This window comes from Chitinophaga pendula, from assembly GCF_020386615.1.
GTDB classification, from domain to species: Bacteria; Bacteroidota; Bacteroidia; order Chitinophagales; family Chitinophagaceae; genus Chitinophaga; species Chitinophaga pendula.
This window is the reverse complement of sequence record NZ_CP077769.1, coordinates 1,980,727-1,999,308: the sequence shown is the minus strand read 5'-3', so window position 1 is coordinate 1,999,308 and position 18,582 is coordinate 1,980,727. Positions and strand designations below refer to the sequence as shown.

At 51.1% G+C, this 18,582-nt stretch carries 15 protein-coding genes; 10 read left to right on the top strand and 5 right to left on the bottom strand.

Translation table 11 applies throughout. The annotated features are described in order from the left end of the window. Positions 1-43 precede the first annotated feature (43 nt). The gene (locus KTO58_RS07745) at positions 44-907 is read right to left on the bottom strand and encodes a helix-turn-helix domain-containing protein (protein WP_095839931.1); all 864 of its coding nucleotides are present in this window, start codon (positions 905-907) and stop codon (positions 44-46) included. Positions 908-996: 89 nt separating this feature from the next. On the opposite strand from KTO58_RS07745, the gene KTO58_RS07740 reads away from it, so the two are divergent. The 4 genes from KTO58_RS07740 to KTO58_RS07725 all read left to right on the top strand — a co-directional run bounded on the left by KTO58_RS07740 (position 997) and on the right by KTO58_RS07725 (position 4,799). Next, positions 997-2,121 (top strand): alkene reductase, encoded by a 1,125-nt coding sequence (locus KTO58_RS07740; RefSeq protein ID WP_095839932.1) that lies wholly within the window; start codon positions 997-999, stop codon positions 2,119-2,121. A 78-nt stretch (positions 2,122-2,199) separates the two neighbouring features. Continuing rightward, positions 2,200-2,586 carry a response regulator gene (locus KTO58_RS07735; RefSeq protein WP_095839933.1) on the top strand — a complete coding sequence of 129 codons (387 nt, stop codon included), beginning with the start codon at positions 2,200-2,202 and terminating at the stop codon, positions 2,584-2,586. A gap of 39 nt (positions 2,587-2,625) precedes the next feature. Next, entirely contained in the window at positions 2,626-3,486 is an 861-nt protein-coding gene (locus KTO58_RS07730) for a dienelactone hydrolase family protein (RefSeq protein WP_095839934.1), read from the top strand. Positions 3,487-3,599: 113 nt separating this feature from the next. Next, complete coding sequence (locus KTO58_RS07725; protein ID WP_095839935.1) at positions 3,600-4,799, top strand: NAD(P)-dependent oxidoreductase; 1,200 nt, start codon at positions 3,600-3,602, stop codon at positions 4,797-4,799. A 1-nt stretch (position 4,800) separates the two neighbouring features. On the opposite strand, the gene KTO58_RS07720 is transcribed toward KTO58_RS07725, so the two are convergent. Continuing rightward, a complete protein-coding gene (locus KTO58_RS07720; protein WP_095839936.1) occupies positions 4,801-5,526 on the bottom strand; it encodes a tRNA1(Val) (adenine(37)-N6)-methyltransferase in 726 nt (241 codons plus the stop codon). A 134-nt stretch (positions 5,527-5,660) separates the two neighbouring features. Between KTO58_RS07720 and KTO58_RS07715 the strand changes: the two genes are divergently transcribed. Further along, a complete protein-coding gene (locus KTO58_RS07715) occupies positions 5,661-6,425 on the top strand; it encodes a glycosyltransferase family 2 protein (RefSeq protein ID WP_095839937.1) in 765 nt (254 codons plus the stop codon). 9 nt (positions 6,426-6,434) lie between these two features. Next, complete coding sequence (locus KTO58_RS07710) at positions 6,435-8,150, top strand: DUF8201 family protein (protein WP_225860121.1); 1,716 nt, start codon at positions 6,435-6,437, stop codon at positions 8,148-8,150. On the opposite strand, the gene tsaD is transcribed toward KTO58_RS07710, so the two are convergent. The 3 genes from tsaD to KTO58_RS07695 form a co-directional block, all read right to left on the bottom strand. Beyond that, entirely contained in the window at positions 8,128-9,132 is a 1,005-nt protein-coding gene (tsaD, locus tag KTO58_RS07705) for a tRNA (adenosine(37)-N6)-threonylcarbamoyltransferase complex transferase subunit TsaD (protein ID WP_095839939.1), read from the bottom strand. The two genes, KTO58_RS07710 and tsaD, sit on opposite strands and share 23 nt — an antisense overlap. Positions 9,133-9,451: 319 nt before the next feature. After that, entirely contained in the window at positions 9,452-9,760 is a 309-nt protein-coding gene (locus KTO58_RS07700) for a hypothetical protein (protein ID WP_157753118.1), read from the bottom strand. Between the two features lie 129 nt (positions 9,761-9,889). Further along, complete coding sequence (locus KTO58_RS07695; RefSeq protein ID WP_095839941.1) at positions 9,890-11,149, bottom strand: ABC transporter permease; 1,260 nt, start codon at positions 11,147-11,149, stop codon at positions 9,890-9,892. A 220-nt stretch (positions 11,150-11,369) separates the two neighbouring features. Here KTO58_RS07695 and KTO58_RS07690 point away from each other — a divergent pair, with 220 nt between their 5' ends. The 4 genes from KTO58_RS07690 (at position 11,370) to KTO58_RS07675 (ending at position 18,541) form a co-directional block, all read left to right on the top strand. Further along, on the top strand, positions 11,370-12,953 hold the full coding sequence (locus tag KTO58_RS07690) for a peptide chain release factor 3 (protein WP_095839942.1): 1,584 nt from the start codon (positions 11,370-11,372) through the stop codon (positions 12,951-12,953). A gap of 206 nt (positions 12,954-13,159) precedes the next feature. Next, positions 13,160-13,381 (top strand): hypothetical protein, encoded by a 222-nt coding sequence (locus KTO58_RS07685; RefSeq protein ID WP_157753119.1) that lies wholly within the window; start codon positions 13,160-13,162, stop codon positions 13,379-13,381. A gap of 540 nt (positions 13,382-13,921) precedes the next feature. Beyond that, positions 13,922-17,008 (top strand): SusC/RagA family TonB-linked outer membrane protein, encoded by a 3,087-nt coding sequence (locus KTO58_RS07680; protein WP_095839943.1) that lies wholly within the window; start codon positions 13,922-13,924, stop codon positions 17,006-17,008. A gap of 33 nt (positions 17,009-17,041) precedes the next feature. Beyond that, positions 17,042-18,541, top strand: a complete 1,500-nt coding sequence (locus KTO58_RS07675; RefSeq protein ID WP_095839944.1) for a RagB/SusD family nutrient uptake outer membrane protein — start codon at positions 17,042-17,044, stop codon at positions 18,539-18,541. Positions 18,542-18,582: the final 41 nt, after the last annotated feature.

The following is an 18,582-nucleotide window of genomic DNA, read 5'->3' as shown; positions in this document are numbered from 1 at the left end:
CTGCCCACTCATTGCGGCTTCCTGCTCTCACAGGAGGCCGCCCCTATTTACGGGCCTTACGGTAAGCTGCAGGACTCACCCCGCTATACTTCTTGAATTGACGGCTCAAGTGACTCTCATCCGTAAAGCCCAGCTCATCCGCGATCTCCCCGATCGTACGATGGCTATACGTTAGCCGCTGCTGCACCAACCGGATCTTATAGTGAGTAATATAATGCTGTAAACTCTCCCCGGTAAACTTCCGGAAATACTCCCCTACATAGTTCGTACTGAGATTAAAATGCTGCGCCAGGTAATCCACCCGCAATCGATCAGGACTGCTGATATGCTGTTGTATATGCACCAGCATCTTGTTGATCAATGGCTCCGTATCCCCCGCCGCAACAGGATCAATATACTCGCTGTCTCCCGATACATTACGCGCCAGTATATTCAGTATCAACGTTACAAAAGACTGCAGGTTCTCTTCATGATGCAACTGCCGCCCCTCATACTCCGCTATCATACCAGCAATCAGCGTAGCGATCATATTACAGTCCTCCGGCCGCCGGATCAACACCTCCTGGAAACGGTTATGATGATAAAAGATATGCTCCAGCTGCTTCAGCCACTGCGTAATACGCTCCCGCTCCTGCTTCCCCCTGAACTGTGATAAGAACACCTCCGAAAAACGGATAGAACAAAACCGGGTCGGCACCGTACTGTCAAAACCCCGGCAATCCAATGGCGTAAATAAATAAATGTTACCCTGCACGTAAGGATAATAGTTGTTGTTCACATGACGCACACCGTCTCCCTCCAGTATCTGCACGATCTCGAAGAAATGATAGATCAATGGACGCTCATTCCAGCACTCCAGGTCAGATACATAAAGCTCAAATGGCTGATGTAAAGCTTTCCGCTCCATAATAACCCGTAAAATTACAAAACAAACCCCGCTTTGTCACTGTTCCCACCTCCACCCCCCAGCTAATTTTGTGACATAAAAGGAAAACAATGAAGACGATACATAATACACTACTGTCACCGCTAGATACCCCTTCCTTACAACTGGACAATCGCGTGGTCATGGCACCCATGAGCAGACGTAGATCCGATCATGGCATCCCTTCCCCGAATGCACATATCTACTACGGACAACGTGCCGGCGCCGGGTTGATCATCGCAGAAAATACCGCCGTACACAAGAGCGGCATCGGCTACCTCAACGCACCGGCCATCTATAACAAAACACAGCAGGCTGCCTGGAAAAAAATAGTAGATGCAGTACATGCCCGCCACGGAAAGATCTTCATCCAGCTGGTACACACCGGCCGCATCGGCCACCCGCTCAACAACGAAGGCCAAACCGCGCTGGTAGCTCCTTCCGCCATCAAAGCCAATGAGATCATCCGTGTGCCGGGCGATCTGCACCTCCCCATGCCCATACCCGAAGTATTAAGTACCGCCGGTACCCGGGAAATGATAACCGCGCATATCGAAGCGGCTGTCACCGCCATAGCACTGGGCTTCGACGGCGTCGAAATACATGGCGCACATGGATTCCTGCCCGAACAGTTCCTCCACCCCCATACCAACAACAGGACCGACCAATATGGTGGTAACATCGCCAACCGCAGCCGCTTCCTGCTCGAAATAATGGAAGGTGTCGCCGCCGCCATCGGCGCCCATCGTACCGGCGTAAGATTGTCGCCCTTCGCCGGCCTCAACGACCTGCCACCATACGCAGAAGAAGCCGACAGCCATAAGTATATCATAGCTGCCTTACAACAAATGGGTATCCTGTATGTCCACCTCTCCGACCTCTCCGATCCCGTATCCTACAATCGCCCTGGCATACCCGACACCTTCGTCCAACACGTACGCACACACTTTAAAGGATTGCTCATACGCGCCGGCAACTTCACCGCCGACACCGCAGCAGCAGCCATCGCAGCAGGCAACGCTGACCTCATCGCCTTCGGCCGCCCCTTCATCTCCAATCCCGATCTGGTAGAACGATTCCGGCACCACACCTCCCTCACCCCACCAGATACCAACACCTTCTATCAAGGGGGCGACACCGGATATATCGACTATCCCGCCGTACACACCCTCACCCCCTCCCCACACACTTCATGAACCGCAGGGAATGGTACGGTTTTTACTATATATGGTTCATATAACTTTTATAATCTGATATTGTAAAACCAACATAATATGACAAACACTACCGTTGCCGCTGCCCAACAACAGAAACTCCTCATCATTGAAGACGAAGGAGAGATGTGTCTCCTCATTAATATGCTCCTCGATGGGGAAGAACTGGAAGTAGAACATGTAAAAACCATTTCCGATGCTGTGGAATATTTTCAACAGCAGCCGCCTTCCATCGTACTGCTCGACAACCGCCTCCCCGATGGCTATGGCCTCGATTTTATCAGCTTTATAAAAGAGCAATATCCGGCAACCAGAATCATCATGATATCCGGCTTTGATGCAGCTGCGCAGGATGTCGCCCTCGAAAACGGCGCCGACCTGTTCCTGCCCAAACCATTCAACAAATCACAGCTTCGTGATGCACTGAGCCAGCTGTTAAAAGCGTAAAGCAGAACGCTTATCTTCATGGTACTAATGCCTTCACCAATGGATCAACGTATCATTAATCTCTTCGATGAATACACCCATAAACCACTGAAGCGGGATGAATTCATCAGCCGCCTCGTCAGGCTCACCGGCAGTATGGCCGCTGCCATGTCAGTATTGCCCTTGCTGGAGGTCAACTACGCCAAGGCTGCCACCGTACCGGAAGATACCAATGACCTAAACGCAGAAGATATCACCTACCCGGGCGATCGCACCTCCATGAAAGCCTACCTGGTAAAACCTGCCGGGCAGGAAGCTAAAAAAGGTGCCGTCATCGTCATCCACGAAAACCGCGGCCTCAATCCGCACATCAGGGATGTCGCCCGACGTGTCGCCCAGGCAGGATATATTGCCCTCGCACCAGACGCCCTCTCCGTATTCGGCGGCACGCCGCAAGACGAAGAGGCGGCAAGAGACCTCTTCGGCAAACTGGATACACAACAGAATCTGAATAACTTCCTTAAAGCCGTCGACTACCTCCAGTCACTACCGGAGTCTAATGGCAAAATAGGATGCGTCGGCTTCTGCTGGGGCGGCGCTATGGCCAATCAACTGGCCGTCAACGCTCCCTCCCTCAAGGCGGCCGTCGCTTATTATGGCAAACAGCCCGATGCCGCCGATGTACCCAAGATCAAAGCCGCCGTACTACTGCACTATGGCGGCCTCGACGAACGTATCAACGCAGGCATACCTGCCTACGAAGCCGCCCTCAAAGCAGCAGGCGTAAAATATGAACTGTTCGTCTACCAAGGCGCCCAACATGCCTTCAACAACGATACCGCCCCTACGCGGTACAACAAAGAGGCCGCGACCCTCGCCTGGCAACGCACACTGAAACTTTTTCAAGATACCTTACACTAAATACAATAAAGGGCGGCGACACCTATCGCCTTCCTTTATACCTACATCTCCTGCTTTCTTCCGGTGAATTAAGTATATTGACCCCGCTTTGTTACATCTTTCAAGCCGTCGATATGCTTACAATAGGACTCATCAGAGAAGAACATGACAACAGGGTAGCATTCACCCCCAGCCAGGCCCGCTGGATCAACGAACATCACCAACAGGTTAATATCGTTGCACAACCCTCCCCCTCCCGCTGCTTTACAGATGAAGAATACCGCCGCGCCGGTATCCCCCTGCAGGAAGACCTCACCCACTGCGATATCCTCCTCGGCATCAAAGAAGTACCGCCCGCCCGGCTCATCCCCGGCAAGACCTACCTGTTCTTCTCCCACACCAAAAAGAAACAGGCGGCCAACCAACCCATGCTGCAAACCATCCTCAACAACAATATCCGACTCATCGACTACGAATGCCTGGTACATCCCGATGGCCAGCGTATCCTGGGATTCGGATTTTTCGCGGGCGTAGTTGGCGCTCACAATGGCCTCCTCACCTATGGTAAACGCACAGGCCTATACGACATGCAGCCCGTATATACCAACCACGACTTCAAAAGCCTCATCCATCAATATTTCGGTTTTAAATTGCCGCCAGTCAAAATAGTCCTCACTGGCTCCGGCAGAGTAGCTTCCGGCGTACTCGAGATCATGGGCCTGCTGGACATCAAATACATCACCCCAGAAGAATTCCTGCACACCTCACACTTCAGCTACCCCGTATACACCCAACTCAAAGCAGGCGAACTATACCTCCACAAAAAAACTAAAACCTACAGCCGCGAAGACTTCCACGCCAACCCGGCAGAATACGACTGCCAGTTCCTGCCCTTCACCACCGCCAGCGATATCCTCATGAATGGCATCTACTGGGATCGCAATATCCCCCCGCTGTTCAGCTGGGATGACCTCAACAACCCACAATTCCGCATACAGGCCATCGCCGACATCACCGACGATACCCATGGCTCCGTACCTTGCAACCTCGGCGACAGCACCATACAAGATCCCATATATGGCGTCGATAAACACGCCCGCCAAAGGACCGCACCTGGCCTGCCTGGCTCCATCGACATGATGTGCGTAGCCAACCTGCCCAACGAACTGCCACGCGATGCCTCCCTCTACTTCGGCGATCAGCTCATGAAATATGTATTTGAAGAATTACTGCTGCCGCAAAGCAACATGATAGCCCACGCCACCATAGCAGAAAATGGAAAACTCACCACTACCTACAGCTATCTGGAAGGATACGTGAAAAGTAATGCGTGACCTACAGGTACAGGTAATAGTCTTTCAATAAAGTAATAAAAGCAGGGGTATAACTTGATGCCTCCTGGTAAATGTCCATCGTCCGTATATCCGCTTCCTGCCGCTGCCGGGAGAAAATACCAATACTACGGAAATACGCCTTGCCCGTCCGCTGGCTCACATGTAACGCCGTCGTCAGGTGAAGATCGCTAGCTGCCGCCAGCTGCTGAAAAGTGCTGAAATAACGATAGGGCAACAAGATCGAAAATGCCCCGTCTGCCGCCAGCAACCGGTCGATCGCGGCCAGCAACTGCTCATAACTAAGCGTAGTCGCATGCATCGCCTGGTTACGCAACTGATCCTGGCTCTTCAGGTCCGCTTCGTAAAAAGGGGGATTCGTAATAATAAAATCAAAAGGAGTACCCCCCTCCCAATCCCGTATATCTCCATGGTTCACAACCATCCGGTCCGCCCAGGGCGCCGCCGCAAAGTTAGCACTGGCCTGCTCATACGCCGCCGCATCCAGCTCCACCGCCGTAATATCCGCCGCCACCTGCTGCGCAAGCAGCAAACTAAGCAATCCCGTACCCGCACCAATATCCAACAACCTGCCCCCCGCCCCCAAACCTTTGTCAGCCAGGTAACGGGCAGTAAACGCCCCTTGTACACAGGCATCCGTACATACCTTCATGGCACATCGGTCCTGGTACACCGTAAATTGTTTGAATTGGAAATAAGTATTCGGCATGACGGCCGCAAAGATCGTAAAAATTGCCCGACAATATCACCTGCTCCCATCCCCCCAAAAAATAACAGGCAACCGCCTAAGGGTCACCGGGGAGGAAGTTTGTTCTATAACGTATCAGCAAGATAGCAATGCCAATGAGTACATGTAAACTTTCCATCGTAATACCTGCCTACAACGAAGAATTGTACATCCACCGCGTGATAGAACGCGTCTACTCCGTCTCCCTGCCGGGCAACATGCACAAAGAGATCATCATCGTGGATGACCACTCCACCGATGCGACCGGCACACAGGTAGCCGCCTTCCACAACACACATCCGGATGCAGACATCCGGTATATCCGCCATGAAAGGAATCAGGGCAAAGGCGCCGCATTAAGGACAGGTATACAGATCGCCTCCGGCGATTTTCTCATCATCCAGGATGCCGACCTGGAATATGATCCGGAAGAATATAAACGCTTGCTGGAACCCATATTACTCAACCAGGCAGACGTAGTCTACGGCAGCCGCTTCAAAGGCCTCGGCCCCCATCGCATCCTGTTCTTCTGGCATACCATCGGCAACAAGTTCCTGACCTTCCTCTCCAACATGTTCACCAACCTGAACCTGACAGATATGGAAACCTGCTACAAACTATTCCGCCGCGATATCATCGCCAACATCCCCCTCCGGGAAAACCGCTTCGGCTTCGAACCCGAAATAACCGCCAAGATCAGCCGCATCCCCGGCATACGGATATTCGAAGTAGGCATCGCCTACTATGGCCGTACCTACCACGAGGGCAAAAAAATAAATTATAGAGATGGATGCAGGGCCATCTTCTGCATCCTGAAATATAACATCTACCGGTACAAACCACAGCCCGCCAACGCACATCGTACATTGCTGAACAGCTAACTATATCCCATGTTATACCTGCTGCTGAAATTTGCCTATATCATCCTCCTGTCCTTTCTCTTCGGGATCGCATCAGACTGGATACTGCAAAAATATACAGCACGCCCGGACCGGCCGGGCTCATTTGCCATTACCGCCATCAATGGCCTGATGATCATCGGAATGATCTGCAGCTACTTTTCTTTAGTAGCGCCGCTGGCAGTCACTTGCAACGTCCTGCTGGGTGCAACCGGCATAGGTATAGCCATCCTGCTACGTCGCCATATAAAGGAAAGATGGATACAATATCACGGGCAATACAAAACCGCTGGCGGGTGGGCATTCCTCTTTTTCATCCTCCTCACCGCCTATGTACTCTACCTGTCAGCCTTACAAAGTATCAACTATGATGAAGGACTCTATTACGCTCCCTTCATCAAATGGATACAAACCTATCGCGTCGTACCCGGACTGGCCAACCTGCACGAACGTTTCGGATTTAACTCCCACTGGCACCTGCTGGCTGCCGTATTCAACTGGTCATGGCTCACCGGGCAATCCGGCAACCAGCTCAATGGCGTACTGTACCTGCTGGTATCCGTCTACCTGCTGCAAATATTCCGGCACCCACACATACAATGGCCCCATCAACTCATAATGGCGGGCATACTCCTACTCATCAACATGCCCCAGACCAGCGTATATTTTATCACAGCGCCCTCCGCCGATCTCGTCATATTTTATTTCGGCTGCCTGCTTTTCCTTTGCTGGTCCCAACAGGAACACATCTCCGGCGATCTCCGTATCTTCCGGATACTGGCGCCCTTCTTCCTGGTAACGGTAAAGGTATCTTCCATGCCGGTATTACTACTCCCGGCTATTGCCACATGGCAGTACCTGTACACCCGCTCCTGGACCAAAGCGGCCGCCGTCTGCCTCACAGGGATCATCATACTGACGCCCTGGATCATCCGCAACGTCATGCTCAGCGGTTACCTGCTGTTCCCACTGGAAACAATAGATATCTGCCAGGTAGACTGGAAATCGCCTGCCGCCGAAATCATACGCAACCGCTCCCTCGTACACGATTGCGCCTACGTCATGAACAAAGATGCCGCCGTATTACAGGCAGGAGCAGGGCTACAGAAAATGTATACCTGGTTCTTTCACAACCTCCGCCTGTATGATAAATTGCTGCTGATGGGTTTTGTCCTCTCTCCAATAGTAATAGTTTATCACCACCGCCGGTTGACGCGCGCACAATGGGAGAGCTATAGCTACTTATGGATAGGCATGTTATTCTGGCTGTCACAGGCGCCAGACCCTCGTTTCGCCTATGGTTACCTGGTACCGGGCACCGTATGGGCAGTGGCATTATTAGTGAAAACAAACAAGTCCTTTCATTTTCAACGGGGAATAACAGTCGGCTGTACCTTACTTTTTGCAGTCATTACGCTACTACTATATAACCATCTGCACCGGCAGTTCGTCAGCAGAGGCCTCGTGAACATGAGCGCCAACGCATCCATATGGCTGTTCCCCCAACCTTATTCTACACCGCCGTTAAGCAAAGAAACAACACCGTTCCCTTATTATAAGGCGACAGAACAATGCTGGGATGGCCCCCTCCCCTGTACCTACCGGCTGCCGGCGGGCATCCGCCGGAGAGGAGCGACCTTGCAGGAGGGATTTAAAGTCATAACACCACCTCCGAAAATGGGTCCTAAAATGGCGCCCGCGGACTAGGAACCGCATCCAAGCCCACAAACTCACCGGCCTGGTACTTGAAATAAGCCGTCATCGCAATCATCGCCGCATTGTCCGTGCAATATTCAAAAGCCGGGATGTACGATTGCCATCCGTGCCGCGCACTGTACTCCTCCAACGCCTTCCGCAACCCACTGTTGGCACTCACGCCGCCGGCAATGGCCACCTGGTGGATACCCGTCTCCTTCGCCGCCTTCGCCACCTTGTTCATCAGAATACTAACGATACGCTGCTGTATAGAAGCACAGATATCCGCCATATTATCGGTGATGAAAACAGGGTCTTTCGCCTGGTGCTCCTGCAGGAAATACAGGATCGCCGTCTTCAACCCACTGAAACTGAAATTTAAACCGGGTATCTGCGGCTCCGGGAACTTAAAACGGTCAGCATTCCCCTGCTTCGCATATTTGTCGATCAATGGCCCACCCGGATAAGGTAAACCTAATAATTTCGCACTCTTGTCAAAAGCTTCCCCCGCCGCATCATCCAGCGTCTCACCAATTACATGCATATCCAACGGCCCGTCGCATCGCACGATCTGCGTATGCCCTCCCGACACCGTCAGGCACAAAAATGGGAACGTCGGCGCCGGCTCCTGGATAAAATTAGCCAACACATGCGCCTGCATATGATGCACCGCTATCAACGGTATATCCAATGCCATCGCCATCGACTTCGCAAAACATCCACCTACCAGCAACGCCCCGATCAATCCCGGCGCCTGCGTAAACGCAATCGCCGTCAACTCCTCCTTACGTACCCCCGCCTTCTTCAACGCCTGGTCCACCACCGGCACAATATTCTCCTGGTGCGCCCTGGAAGCCAGCTCCGGTACCACCCCTCCGTATTGCTCATGGATCGTCTGGTTCGCAATGTAATTCGACAATATCTTCCCATCCACCAACACCGCCGCACTGGTCTCGTCACAGGAAGATTCAATAGCTAATATTTTCACTGACATAAATGCAAAAATAACAAAAGGGCATAAAAGTATCAGTATCACCTGCCTCCTCGTTTTACTTTCCTATAGCATTCCTATAACATTCGTATAGCATTCGTATAACGTTTGTATAAGTAAATGCCATATTACCATTCATAATTACGCTTAATTGACTATAAATAAGAAGGTTATAACATCTTATTGTTCTCTCATTCATCACCAGGAACACGCTACCTGATATTATTTTAACGTAGGCGCAGGCGGGCACAAAAAAGGGTCGTCTGCATCGCAGACAACCCCTGTAGTCGGTTGTTTTAACCCTCCCGTAGAGGGTGCCGGGCTATCGGGCCGAAATACAGTCTATCCGTACAAGCTTGCCATTCATACAAACAGACATCCGATCCTTAAGCTCGGTATAACTTACCTTGACCCGCTGCTCATTCGACAACTTAAAAGTGCTGTCGGCCAGCTCTACTGGCTGCAAACGAGTGCCATCATTGAGTTCTATTACCCATTTACAGCCGTCCAGTCCGCTCATATCCTTTACTACCCCCTCATATTTACAATCTCCTTGCTGACGGGAAGTCTTACAGGCTGAAAAAGACAATGCAATCATTACTGGCATTGCCATCAAAAGGCGTATACGCATGAAATAATTTTTACTGTGAAACGCCAGAGTATAGGTTTTGTTACATCATCATCACATAACAGGGGCAAATATGCGTAATTATTACCGCATTTTCACCCCTAACAGGTATTCAACAACGTTTTTTTAATATTAGTTAGACCGGATCGCTACTACAGGGTCCAGCTTGGAAGCGAAATAAGCAGGCGTAAAGCCGGCAATAACCCCCACTACCGCCGATATGGTCAACCCCTTGATAATATTTTTAAGCGTCAGCGTAATCTCCAGTGTAGGCCCCGAGATCACTAACGTAATCAAATAAACGAATAACAATCCGATCGCTCCGCCAATAACACATAACATCATCGCCTCCATCAGGAACTCCAGCAGGATAATACTCCGCTTCGCCCCTATCGCCTTCTTCAACCCGATAATGTTCGTCCGCTCCTTTACCGTCACAAACATAATGTTCGCAATACCAAAGCCACCCACCAACAACGCAAATATCGCAATCACCCCACCACTGATATTGATCATACTGAACAAACTATTCAACTGACCACTGATCGCCGTGATCTCATTCAGTGAAAAATCATCGTCCTCCTTCGGACGCAAATGGTGCGCCGCCCGCAACGTCCCCTTCAGCTCATCCCGCAACTGCGAAATAGAAGCCGACGTCTTGGCCTTCACCATAATAAAAGGATCTGCATACCGGCGCTCATCCACTATCGTACGGGCATAACGATAAGGTAGCAACACCGAATTATCATTGTTGATACCACCACCTATCATACTACTACCCTTCTTCTTCAACAATCCCACAATCTTACATGGCCGGCCCGCCACATGGATCGTCTTACCCAACGCCACATCCGCATCGCCAAACAATCCCTCCCATATATTCGCACCCACCACCGCTACATTGGATACCCCGTCATTTTCCGCACCCACAAAATACCGGCCCGCCGCTATCGACAAAGCAATGATCTTATCCGCATCCTGCGTCACCGCCACCAACTCTACCCCCTCCATATAATCATCCCCATACTCCACCTTCTTACCCGTAGAACTGAACAGGAACGCCACCGCACCAGCACTCTGCACCTTGTCCTGTATCGTCTTCAACTCCTTGAACTGCGGCTCCGGACGGTTCATATACTTCCACCACGGATACTCCCCACTCTCATCACCACTCCAAGGCCACTTCTGCACATAGATCACATCACTACCCAAAGACTGCACCTCCGAACGGATATTCGACTCCAGACTATCCGTTACCGTAAATACCGCAATAATGCAAAAGATACCGATCGTGATCCCTAATAAGGATAATGAAGTACGCAGCTTATTGACCCGCAGCTCCTGCACGGCCATTTTTAAACTGTTCCAGAGAATTTTCAGGGTATTGAACATGGTCCTGTTTTAAAACTAAATACCAACTTGGGTTTCCTTCCTTCTATCCGCATGCCGCAGTCTCAGAAATCCCTCCAAAATACATTAAAAAATGCATGTATAATTGCGAAAATATGAAGAACGGTCATTTTTTAACAACCTTGGCAAAACACCTCCCGGCAAATTGACGTTGGCATCCCGAAAATAGCTACCTTTGCAGCTATTTTCGAAGAAGTCATATATGAAGTACGCAAACGAGATCAATAAAAGAAAATCTTTCGCCATCATCGCCCACCCGGATGCCGGTAAAACCACCCTCACAGAAAAATTCCTGCTGTTCGGTGGCGCCATCCAAACCGCCGGTGCCGTAAAGTCCAATAAAATCAAAAAACATACAACCTCCGACTTTATGGAAATAGAAAGACAACGTGGTATCTCCGTAGCTACCTCCGTAATGACTTTCGAATACCGCGACATACTCGTCAACCTCCTCGATACCCCCGGTCACAAAGACTTCGCCGAAGATACCTACCGCACCCTCACCGCCGTAGATAGCGTAGTACTCGTGATCGACTGCGTAAAAGGGGTAGAAACACAAACCGAACGCCTCATGGAAGTATGCCGCATGAGAGATACCCCCGTGATCATCTTCGTCAACAAACTCGACCGCGATGGTAAAAATCCGTTCGACCTCCTCGACGAACTGGAAGAAAAACTCAATATCAAAGTACGCCCCCTCTCCTGGCCCATCAACATGGGTAAAGACTTCAAAGGCGTATACAACCTCTATAACAAAAGTTTCGTTTCCTTCCTGCCCAATAAAAAGGCCACCGACGACGATATCGTCCCCCTCGATGACCTCAGCAGCTCATTCGTAGACGAAACTTTCAACACTGCCGATGCCACCCAGCTCCGCAACGACGTAGAACTCATCGAAGGCGTATACGATACCTTCGACAATGAAGCCTACCTCGATGGCAAACTGGCCCCCGTATTCTTCGGCAGCGCCGTTAACAACTTCGGCGTAAAAGATCTCCTCGATACCTTCGTAGAGATCGCTCCTACCCCCCGCAACCGAGAAGGCAGCACCCGCACCATCGATGTACATGAAGATAAATTCAGCGGCTTTATCTTTAAAATACATGCCAACCTCGACCCACGCCACCGCGACCGCATCGCCTTCCTCCGCGTCTGCTCCGGAAAATTCGAAAGAAATAAATTCTACCACCACGTACGCCTCGATAAAGACCTGCGATTCTCCAACCCCTACTCCTTCCTCGCCCGCGAGAAAAACGTAGTGGATGACGCATATCCCGGCGACGTAGTCGGCCTGTTCGATACCGGCAACTTCAAGATCGGCGATACCATGACAGAAGGCGAAAACTTCTATATCACCGGCATCCCCAGCTTCTCCCCCGAACTGTTCAAGGAACTGGTCAATAAAGACCCGCTCAAAACCAAACAGCTCGAAAAAGGTATCCGCCAGCTCACCGACGAAGGAGTCGCACAGCTATTCACCCAGCACGGTGGTAACCGCAAAATCATCGGCTGCGTAGGCGACCTCCAGTTCGAAGTAATACAATACCGCCTCCTCCAGGAATACGGCGCCGCCTGTCAGTTCAACACCCTGCCTTTCTATAAAGCTTGCTGGATCACCGGCCCCAAACAAAAACTCGACGAATTCACCCGCTTCAAGCAGGCCAATATTGTGGAAGATAAAGATGGACACCTCGTATACCTCGCCCAATCCGAATGGTACCTCAACACCGAACGTACCAACAACCCGGACATCGAATTCCACTTCACTTCCGAAATACATAAATGATTATATACACGCGATATCCGAAAGGTATCAATAACACACACGATAAATAATTGCAAAAAGACCAGCAGGTATGCTGGTCTTTTTCGTATATTCATATCGTATAATCCCACGTAACATCGCACCCCCTTAAGCAGCATAATACAATCTTTAATAGCATTTAAACTGTACCAATAGTAGCCCGTATTCTTTAACCCAAATCCATAATTATGAAAAAGATCCCCCATTTCCAACCCCTTACCAGGACCGCCCTCAAAGACGTAAAAGGTGGTGGTCAAAACGTTGCAGCAGCAGGATGCCCACTATTCATTAGATGTGATAACGCATTTAATCCTAACAACTACTGCGCCTCATTTGCCATGACAATACAATGCTATTGCGTTGGCGTACCTATCATGTCTCCGCGATACTGCGGCCTTTGGGTAGGATAAACCCACTTATCCTGAAGGGACAACTCCACCACACGGAGTTGTCCCAAAACGATCCTCCTTTACCCCCACTCCCTTCAGCGCATCCCCCACATAGATAATATTGCATCAGCATTAGTGAGAAAAATTGTAGCATCACAGTACCCCTGCAACCTATCTTTATAAAAATCAAATTGCCTGCCGGCAGTGTGTACGACCCGATAAGCCCCGACGCCACAGGCAACAAACATACGTAGCATAAATTCCACCTTATGATGTACCCAAAAAGTAGTGCATCACATTCCAATCACCGTAATCCGTTTACATGAAGTGAAATAACACACACATCCGTATCTGCCGCTAAGGAACAGGAACAAAAATTACAGGTCACACCCCTGTCTCCCTTCGCATATACACACCCTTACAACTTTCATCCTTAACAACCCGGCACACACTCCGCTGCATACACCGTACGATCAGCAATTATTTCAACCACCCCCCGTGGCTGACAGGCACTGCTATTTACTAACCATAACATAAAACCAAATTCCAAAAAAGAACCTTATGCAATTCATCCCATCAAAAAGGATCATACGCTGTATACTGTATGCACTCCTGCTCGTCCTCCCTTCCTGGGTCATGGCGCAAACCAGAACAATATCCGGTACCGTCACCGATGACCAGGGCCTACCGGCAATAGGGGTATCCGTCGCCGTAAAAGGCACCAAAACCGGCACCGTCACCGACGCTACCGGTAAATTCACCCTCAAGGTAACTCCCGGCGCCGTACTGCTGCTCTCCAGCATGAGCTACGAAAACGCCACCATCACCGTCGATCAGAAAGACAGCTACCAGCTCACCCTCAAATCGAAAGCCTCCAATCTCAATGACGTCGTAGTAGTAGGTTATGGCACCCGCAAAAAGTCCGACCTTACCGGCGCCGTCGGCACCATTAAAAGTGAAGCCCTCCAGGAACGTCCCAGCTCCTCGCTCAATCAGGAACTGTCCGGACGGGTCACCGGCGTTAACGTATCCTCCAACTCCGGCCGACCCGGCGGTCGCGCCAATATCCGCATCCGCGGCTTCAGCTCCATCAATATCCAAAACGATCCGCTCTACGTAATAGATGGCGTCATCCTTAATGTTACCGGCCTGCAAAACGGTAGCTCCCCCATCGATTATATCAACCCGAATGATATCGCTTCCATAGAAGTACTCAAAGATGCCTCCTCTACCGCCATATACGGCGCCAGAGGCGCCAACGGTGTCATCCTCGTCACCACCAAAAGAGGCACCGCCGGCGGCGGCCGCCTCACCTACGACGCCGATTTCAGCGTAGGCACCCTCCCGCGTAAAATACCCGTACTCAACGCCCGCGAATTCCTCCAGGTAGAAGAGATCGCCTATCAGAACGCACAGAAATACGATCCGGTAGGCTGGGCCAACGGTAAATACGTCGACCCCAAAACAAAAAGGACCAATCCCCTCCTCTTCGACGCCCAGGGAAATCCCCGCTACGATACCGACTGGCAAAAAGTAGCCACCCAAAATGCCTTCACACAAAATCACCAGCTGGCATTCACCAACGGCAACGAAAAAGGTACCTACGGTGCCTTCCTCAACTATCGCAACGAAAATGGCCTCATCAGAGGCTCCTGGCAGAAAAGATATGCCGGCCGCTTCGTATTCGATACCCAGATCAAAGACTGGCTCAAAGTAGGTGGCACCCTCGGATATACTGACCAAAACGAAAAACAAGTCGATGAACTGGGCGGCGGCGGCATCGTCACCATGCGGCAAGTACTGGAAGCATTACCCATCCTGCCCGTAAGATTTCCCGATGGCTCCTGGGTCGGTAATGATAAATACCCGGGCATGGAAGGGGGCGCCAATCCCATCCAGGTCATAGAAGAACGCCTCTACTATCTCCGCACCCAAACCATGCTGGGCAACTTCTACGCTAACATCCACCTCGCCGATGGCCTCGAACTCAGAAGCTCCGTCGGTACCAACGTCATCAACCAACGCCGCGACTACTACGGCGGCCGCGACCTCAACTACATCTCCCGCGGTCAACAAGGTGTCGCTCAAGTCACCAACAACCGCTACAACTCCTGGCAATTCGAAAACTACCTCACCTACAACAAAAACTTCAATCGCATACATGCCCTCAACGCCCTGCTAGGTATCTCCTGGCAACATATCGATCGCTTCGAAAACCTCGCCTCCACACAGGGCTTCAACGATGACTACTTCCAGTTCAACAACCTGGGCGCCGGCGCCAACCCACAACCACCCACCTCTTTCAGCAACGCCTATGGCCTCAACTCTTACTTCTCCCGCGTCAACTACGGCCTGAAAGACAAATACCTCTTTACCTTCACCGGCCGCCTCGATGGCTCGTCCAAATTCGGTAAGAACAACCAGTACGCCTTCTTCCCCTCCGCCGCCATCGCCTGGCGCGCCTCCCAGGAAGACTTTATAAAAGCCGTACCAGCCATCTCCAACCTGAAACTACGGGCCAGCTACGGCGCCACCGGCAACTCCGAAATATCTGCCTACCAGGCGCTCGCCGGCATGGGCAACTATGATGTCATCTTCAATGGCACCCGCAACATCGGCATCGGCATCAACCGCATGTCCAACGAAAATCTTAAATGGGAAAAAACATTACAGGTAGATGCAGGCCTCGAACTGGGCTTATTAAATGATCGCATCTCCCTCGAGTTCGACGTATACCGCAAAAAGACCGTCGATATGCTCCTGCAAGCGCCATTGCCTACCAGCAGCGGCTACAGCAGCATCACGCAAAACATCGGCAGCATGGAGAACAGAGGCGTGGAATTCTCCCTCAACACCGTCAACGTCAAAACCAAAAACTTCAGCTGGAACACTAACTTTAATATCTCCATCAACAAAAACAAAGTACTGGCACTCACCGGTGGTAGCGATATCTATTCCGGCAACACCGTTATACGTGTAGGCGAATCCGTTGGCTCATTGTTCGGCCGCGTACACCTGGGTACCTGGAGCACCGCCGAGAAAGATCTCGCAGCAGTCTACAAAGCCCGTCCCGGCGATGTCAAATACCTCGACCTTAACAACGATAAGCTCATCAACGACAACGACCGCACCATCATCGGCAAAGGCATACCCGATGGTTTTGGCACCTTCCTCAATACCTTCCAGTACAAGAACTGGTCCCTCACCGTCGACCTGCAGTATATGTATGGCAACGATGTGCTGGATCGCAGCATCCACTCCCTGGAAGATCGACAGGGCATCGCCAACAGCTATAAGACCGTACTCAACGCCTGGACAGAGACCAACCAGAACACACCCATCGCTCAGATACGCCCCATCGCCGCAGGCTATACCACTAACAACGACAGCCATAAAGTAACCGATGGCTCCTTCATCCGTGGCCGTAACCTGCTGCTGGCATATGTGTTCCCGCCCAACACCGTCGCCCGCATGAAACTGAGCCGCCTGCGCGTATATGCCTCCATGCAAAACTTCTTCCTGGTCACCAAATACAAAGGATATGATCCGGAAGTGTCCAACTCCGGTTCTCCATTCGACCAGGGAGTCGCCCTCTACGACTATCCCAAACCAAGGGTATTCCTGCTGGGCGTCAACATAGCACTGTAACCATATCCATCCACTCATTACAACGATCCGATCATGAAAATAACTGCTTCCATATATCTGCCATTACTACTCACAGGCGCCTTGCTGCTGGGTAGCTGCTCCAAGTTCCTGGATGAAAAAGATCCCAGCAACTTTACCGTCGACAATTACTTCACCAAACCGGAACATGCCCGGAGCGCCGTCAACGCCATCTACGCCTCCATGCGTGATCCTATGAACAGCGGCTTCGGCGGCGGCACCTGGATGATGACAGAATTCGCTACCGGCCTCGCAGAGACAGACCTCGGACAGGCCGTCAACAGCTACTTCGTCAAAGACCTCATCAATACCTCCGACAATGGCTATGGCGCCGACTACTGGGCATTCTATTACAAAGGCATCGCCAATGCCAACCTCGCCATCGAGAAGATTCCGGGTATCAATATGGATGATACCGAACGTAAACGCCTCCTGGGAGAAGCCCGCTTCTTACGCGCCTGGTACTACTTCCAGCTGATCCGTATGTTCGGCAACATCCCCCTGATATTAAAGCCAGTCACCCTCACCTCTCCCGATCTCCGTCCGCCACAGGCGCCGGTAGAAGATGTCTACAACGCCATCATTGCCGACCTCAACGAAGCAGAAACCGCCGGCCTCCCCTGGATTGATATCTCCGGTAAAGTCAGCCTGGGCGCCGTCAAATCGCTGATGGCCAGCGTCTACCTGACCATGGCGGGCTATCCCTTGCAGAAAGGAGCATCACATTATACACTGGCCGCTAAAAAAGCCGAAGAAGTGATCGATTCCAAACAGTTCCGCCTCTTCACCACCTACGCCGATCTGCACAACCCGGCCAAGAAGAATGTAGAGGAAAACATCTTCATGATCCAGTACAAAACACAGATCATCCCTTCCAACTGGCAGGTGTCCATCCTCCCGTACAACAAGAACATATCCGCCTATTCAGATGAAACAGGTGGCATCTATGCCAATCTTAACTTCGTGAAATCATACGAGGCTGGCGACCTGCGCGCCAAAGAGAAACAGTTCTTCTATACGAAGTACACCTCGGAGTCCGACAGGAATAAAGTAGTGGAATTAGGGGGATACTACATTTATAAACATTTCGATGAAGTGGCACAAACATCTACGGCCAACAGTGATCTCAACTGGCCCGTGATCCGATATGCAGATGTGTTACTCATGTATGCGGAAGCATCCAACGAGATCAGCGGTCCTACCACCAAAGCCTACGACGCCATCAATGCCATCCGCGGACGCGCAGAATTACTACCGGTAGCAGGTCTCTCCAAAGATCAGTTCCGCGAGGCCGTATGGCGCGAGCGCTGGTTTGAACTATGCTACGAAAACAAAACCTGGTTCGACATGGTACGCCTGCGCAAAGCCTTCAATGTCACCACGAGGCAGTTCGACAATTACGTAGGTCACAAGTTCACCTATGGCCCTGTCATCACCGCAAGAGAGCTGCTCTTCCCCATTCCCACCCTGGAGATCAAAAACAATCAACACCTCAAACAAAATACAGGATACTAAAAATGACCGGGCCGCAATTGCGGCCCGGTCATTTTTAATAC

Excerpts from the sequence above, each read along its gene's own strand:
- KTO58_RS07730 (WP_095839934.1), top strand. The coding sequence starts at position 2,626 with ATGGATCAACGTATCATTAATCTCTTCGATGAATACACCCATAAACCA.
- KTO58_RS07745 (WP_095839931.1), bottom strand. The coding sequence starts at position 907 with ATGGAGCGGAAAGCTTTACATCAGCCATTTGAGCTTTATGTATCTGAC.
- KTO58_RS07680 (WP_095839943.1), top strand. The coding sequence starts at position 13,922 with ATGCAATTCATCCCATCAAAAAGGATCATACGCTGTATACTGTATGCA.
- KTO58_RS07735 (WP_095839933.1), top strand. The coding sequence starts at position 2,200 with ATGACAAACACTACCGTTGCCGCTGCCCAACAACAGAAACTCCTCATC.
- KTO58_RS07690 (WP_095839942.1), top strand. The coding sequence starts at position 11,370 with ATGAAGTACGCAAACGAGATCAATAAAAGAAAATCTTTCGCCATCATC.
- KTO58_RS07720 (WP_095839936.1), bottom strand. The coding sequence starts at position 5,526 with ATGCCGAATACTTATTTCCAATTCAAACAATTTACGGTGTACCAGGAC.
- KTO58_RS07700 (WP_157753118.1), bottom strand. The coding sequence starts at position 9,760 with ATGCGTATACGCCTTTTGATGGCAATGCCAGTAATGATTGCATTGTCT.
- KTO58_RS07715 (WP_095839937.1), top strand. The coding sequence starts at position 5,661 with ATGAGTACATGTAAACTTTCCATCGTAATACCTGCCTACAACGAAGAA.
- KTO58_RS07725 (WP_095839935.1), top strand. The coding sequence starts at position 3,600 with ATGCTTACAATAGGACTCATCAGAGAAGAACATGACAACAGGGTAGCA.
- KTO58_RS07710 (WP_225860121.1), top strand. The coding sequence starts at position 6,435 with ATGTTATACCTGCTGCTGAAATTTGCCTATATCATCCTCCTGTCCTTT.
- KTO58_RS07685 (WP_157753119.1), top strand. The coding sequence starts at position 13,160 with ATGAAAAAGATCCCCCATTTCCAACCCCTTACCAGGACCGCCCTCAAA.
- KTO58_RS07675 (WP_095839944.1), top strand. The coding sequence starts at position 17,042 with ATGAAAATAACTGCTTCCATATATCTGCCATTACTACTCACAGGCGCC.
- KTO58_RS07695 (WP_095839941.1), bottom strand. The coding sequence starts at position 11,149 with ATGTTCAATACCCTGAAAATTCTCTGGAACAGTTTAAAAATGGCCGTG.
- KTO58_RS07740 (WP_095839932.1), top strand. The coding sequence starts at position 997 with ATGAAGACGATACATAATACACTACTGTCACCGCTAGATACCCCTTCC.
- tsaD (WP_095839939.1), bottom strand. The coding sequence starts at position 9,132 with ATGTCAGTGAAAATATTAGCTATTGAATCTTCCTGTGACGAGACCAGT.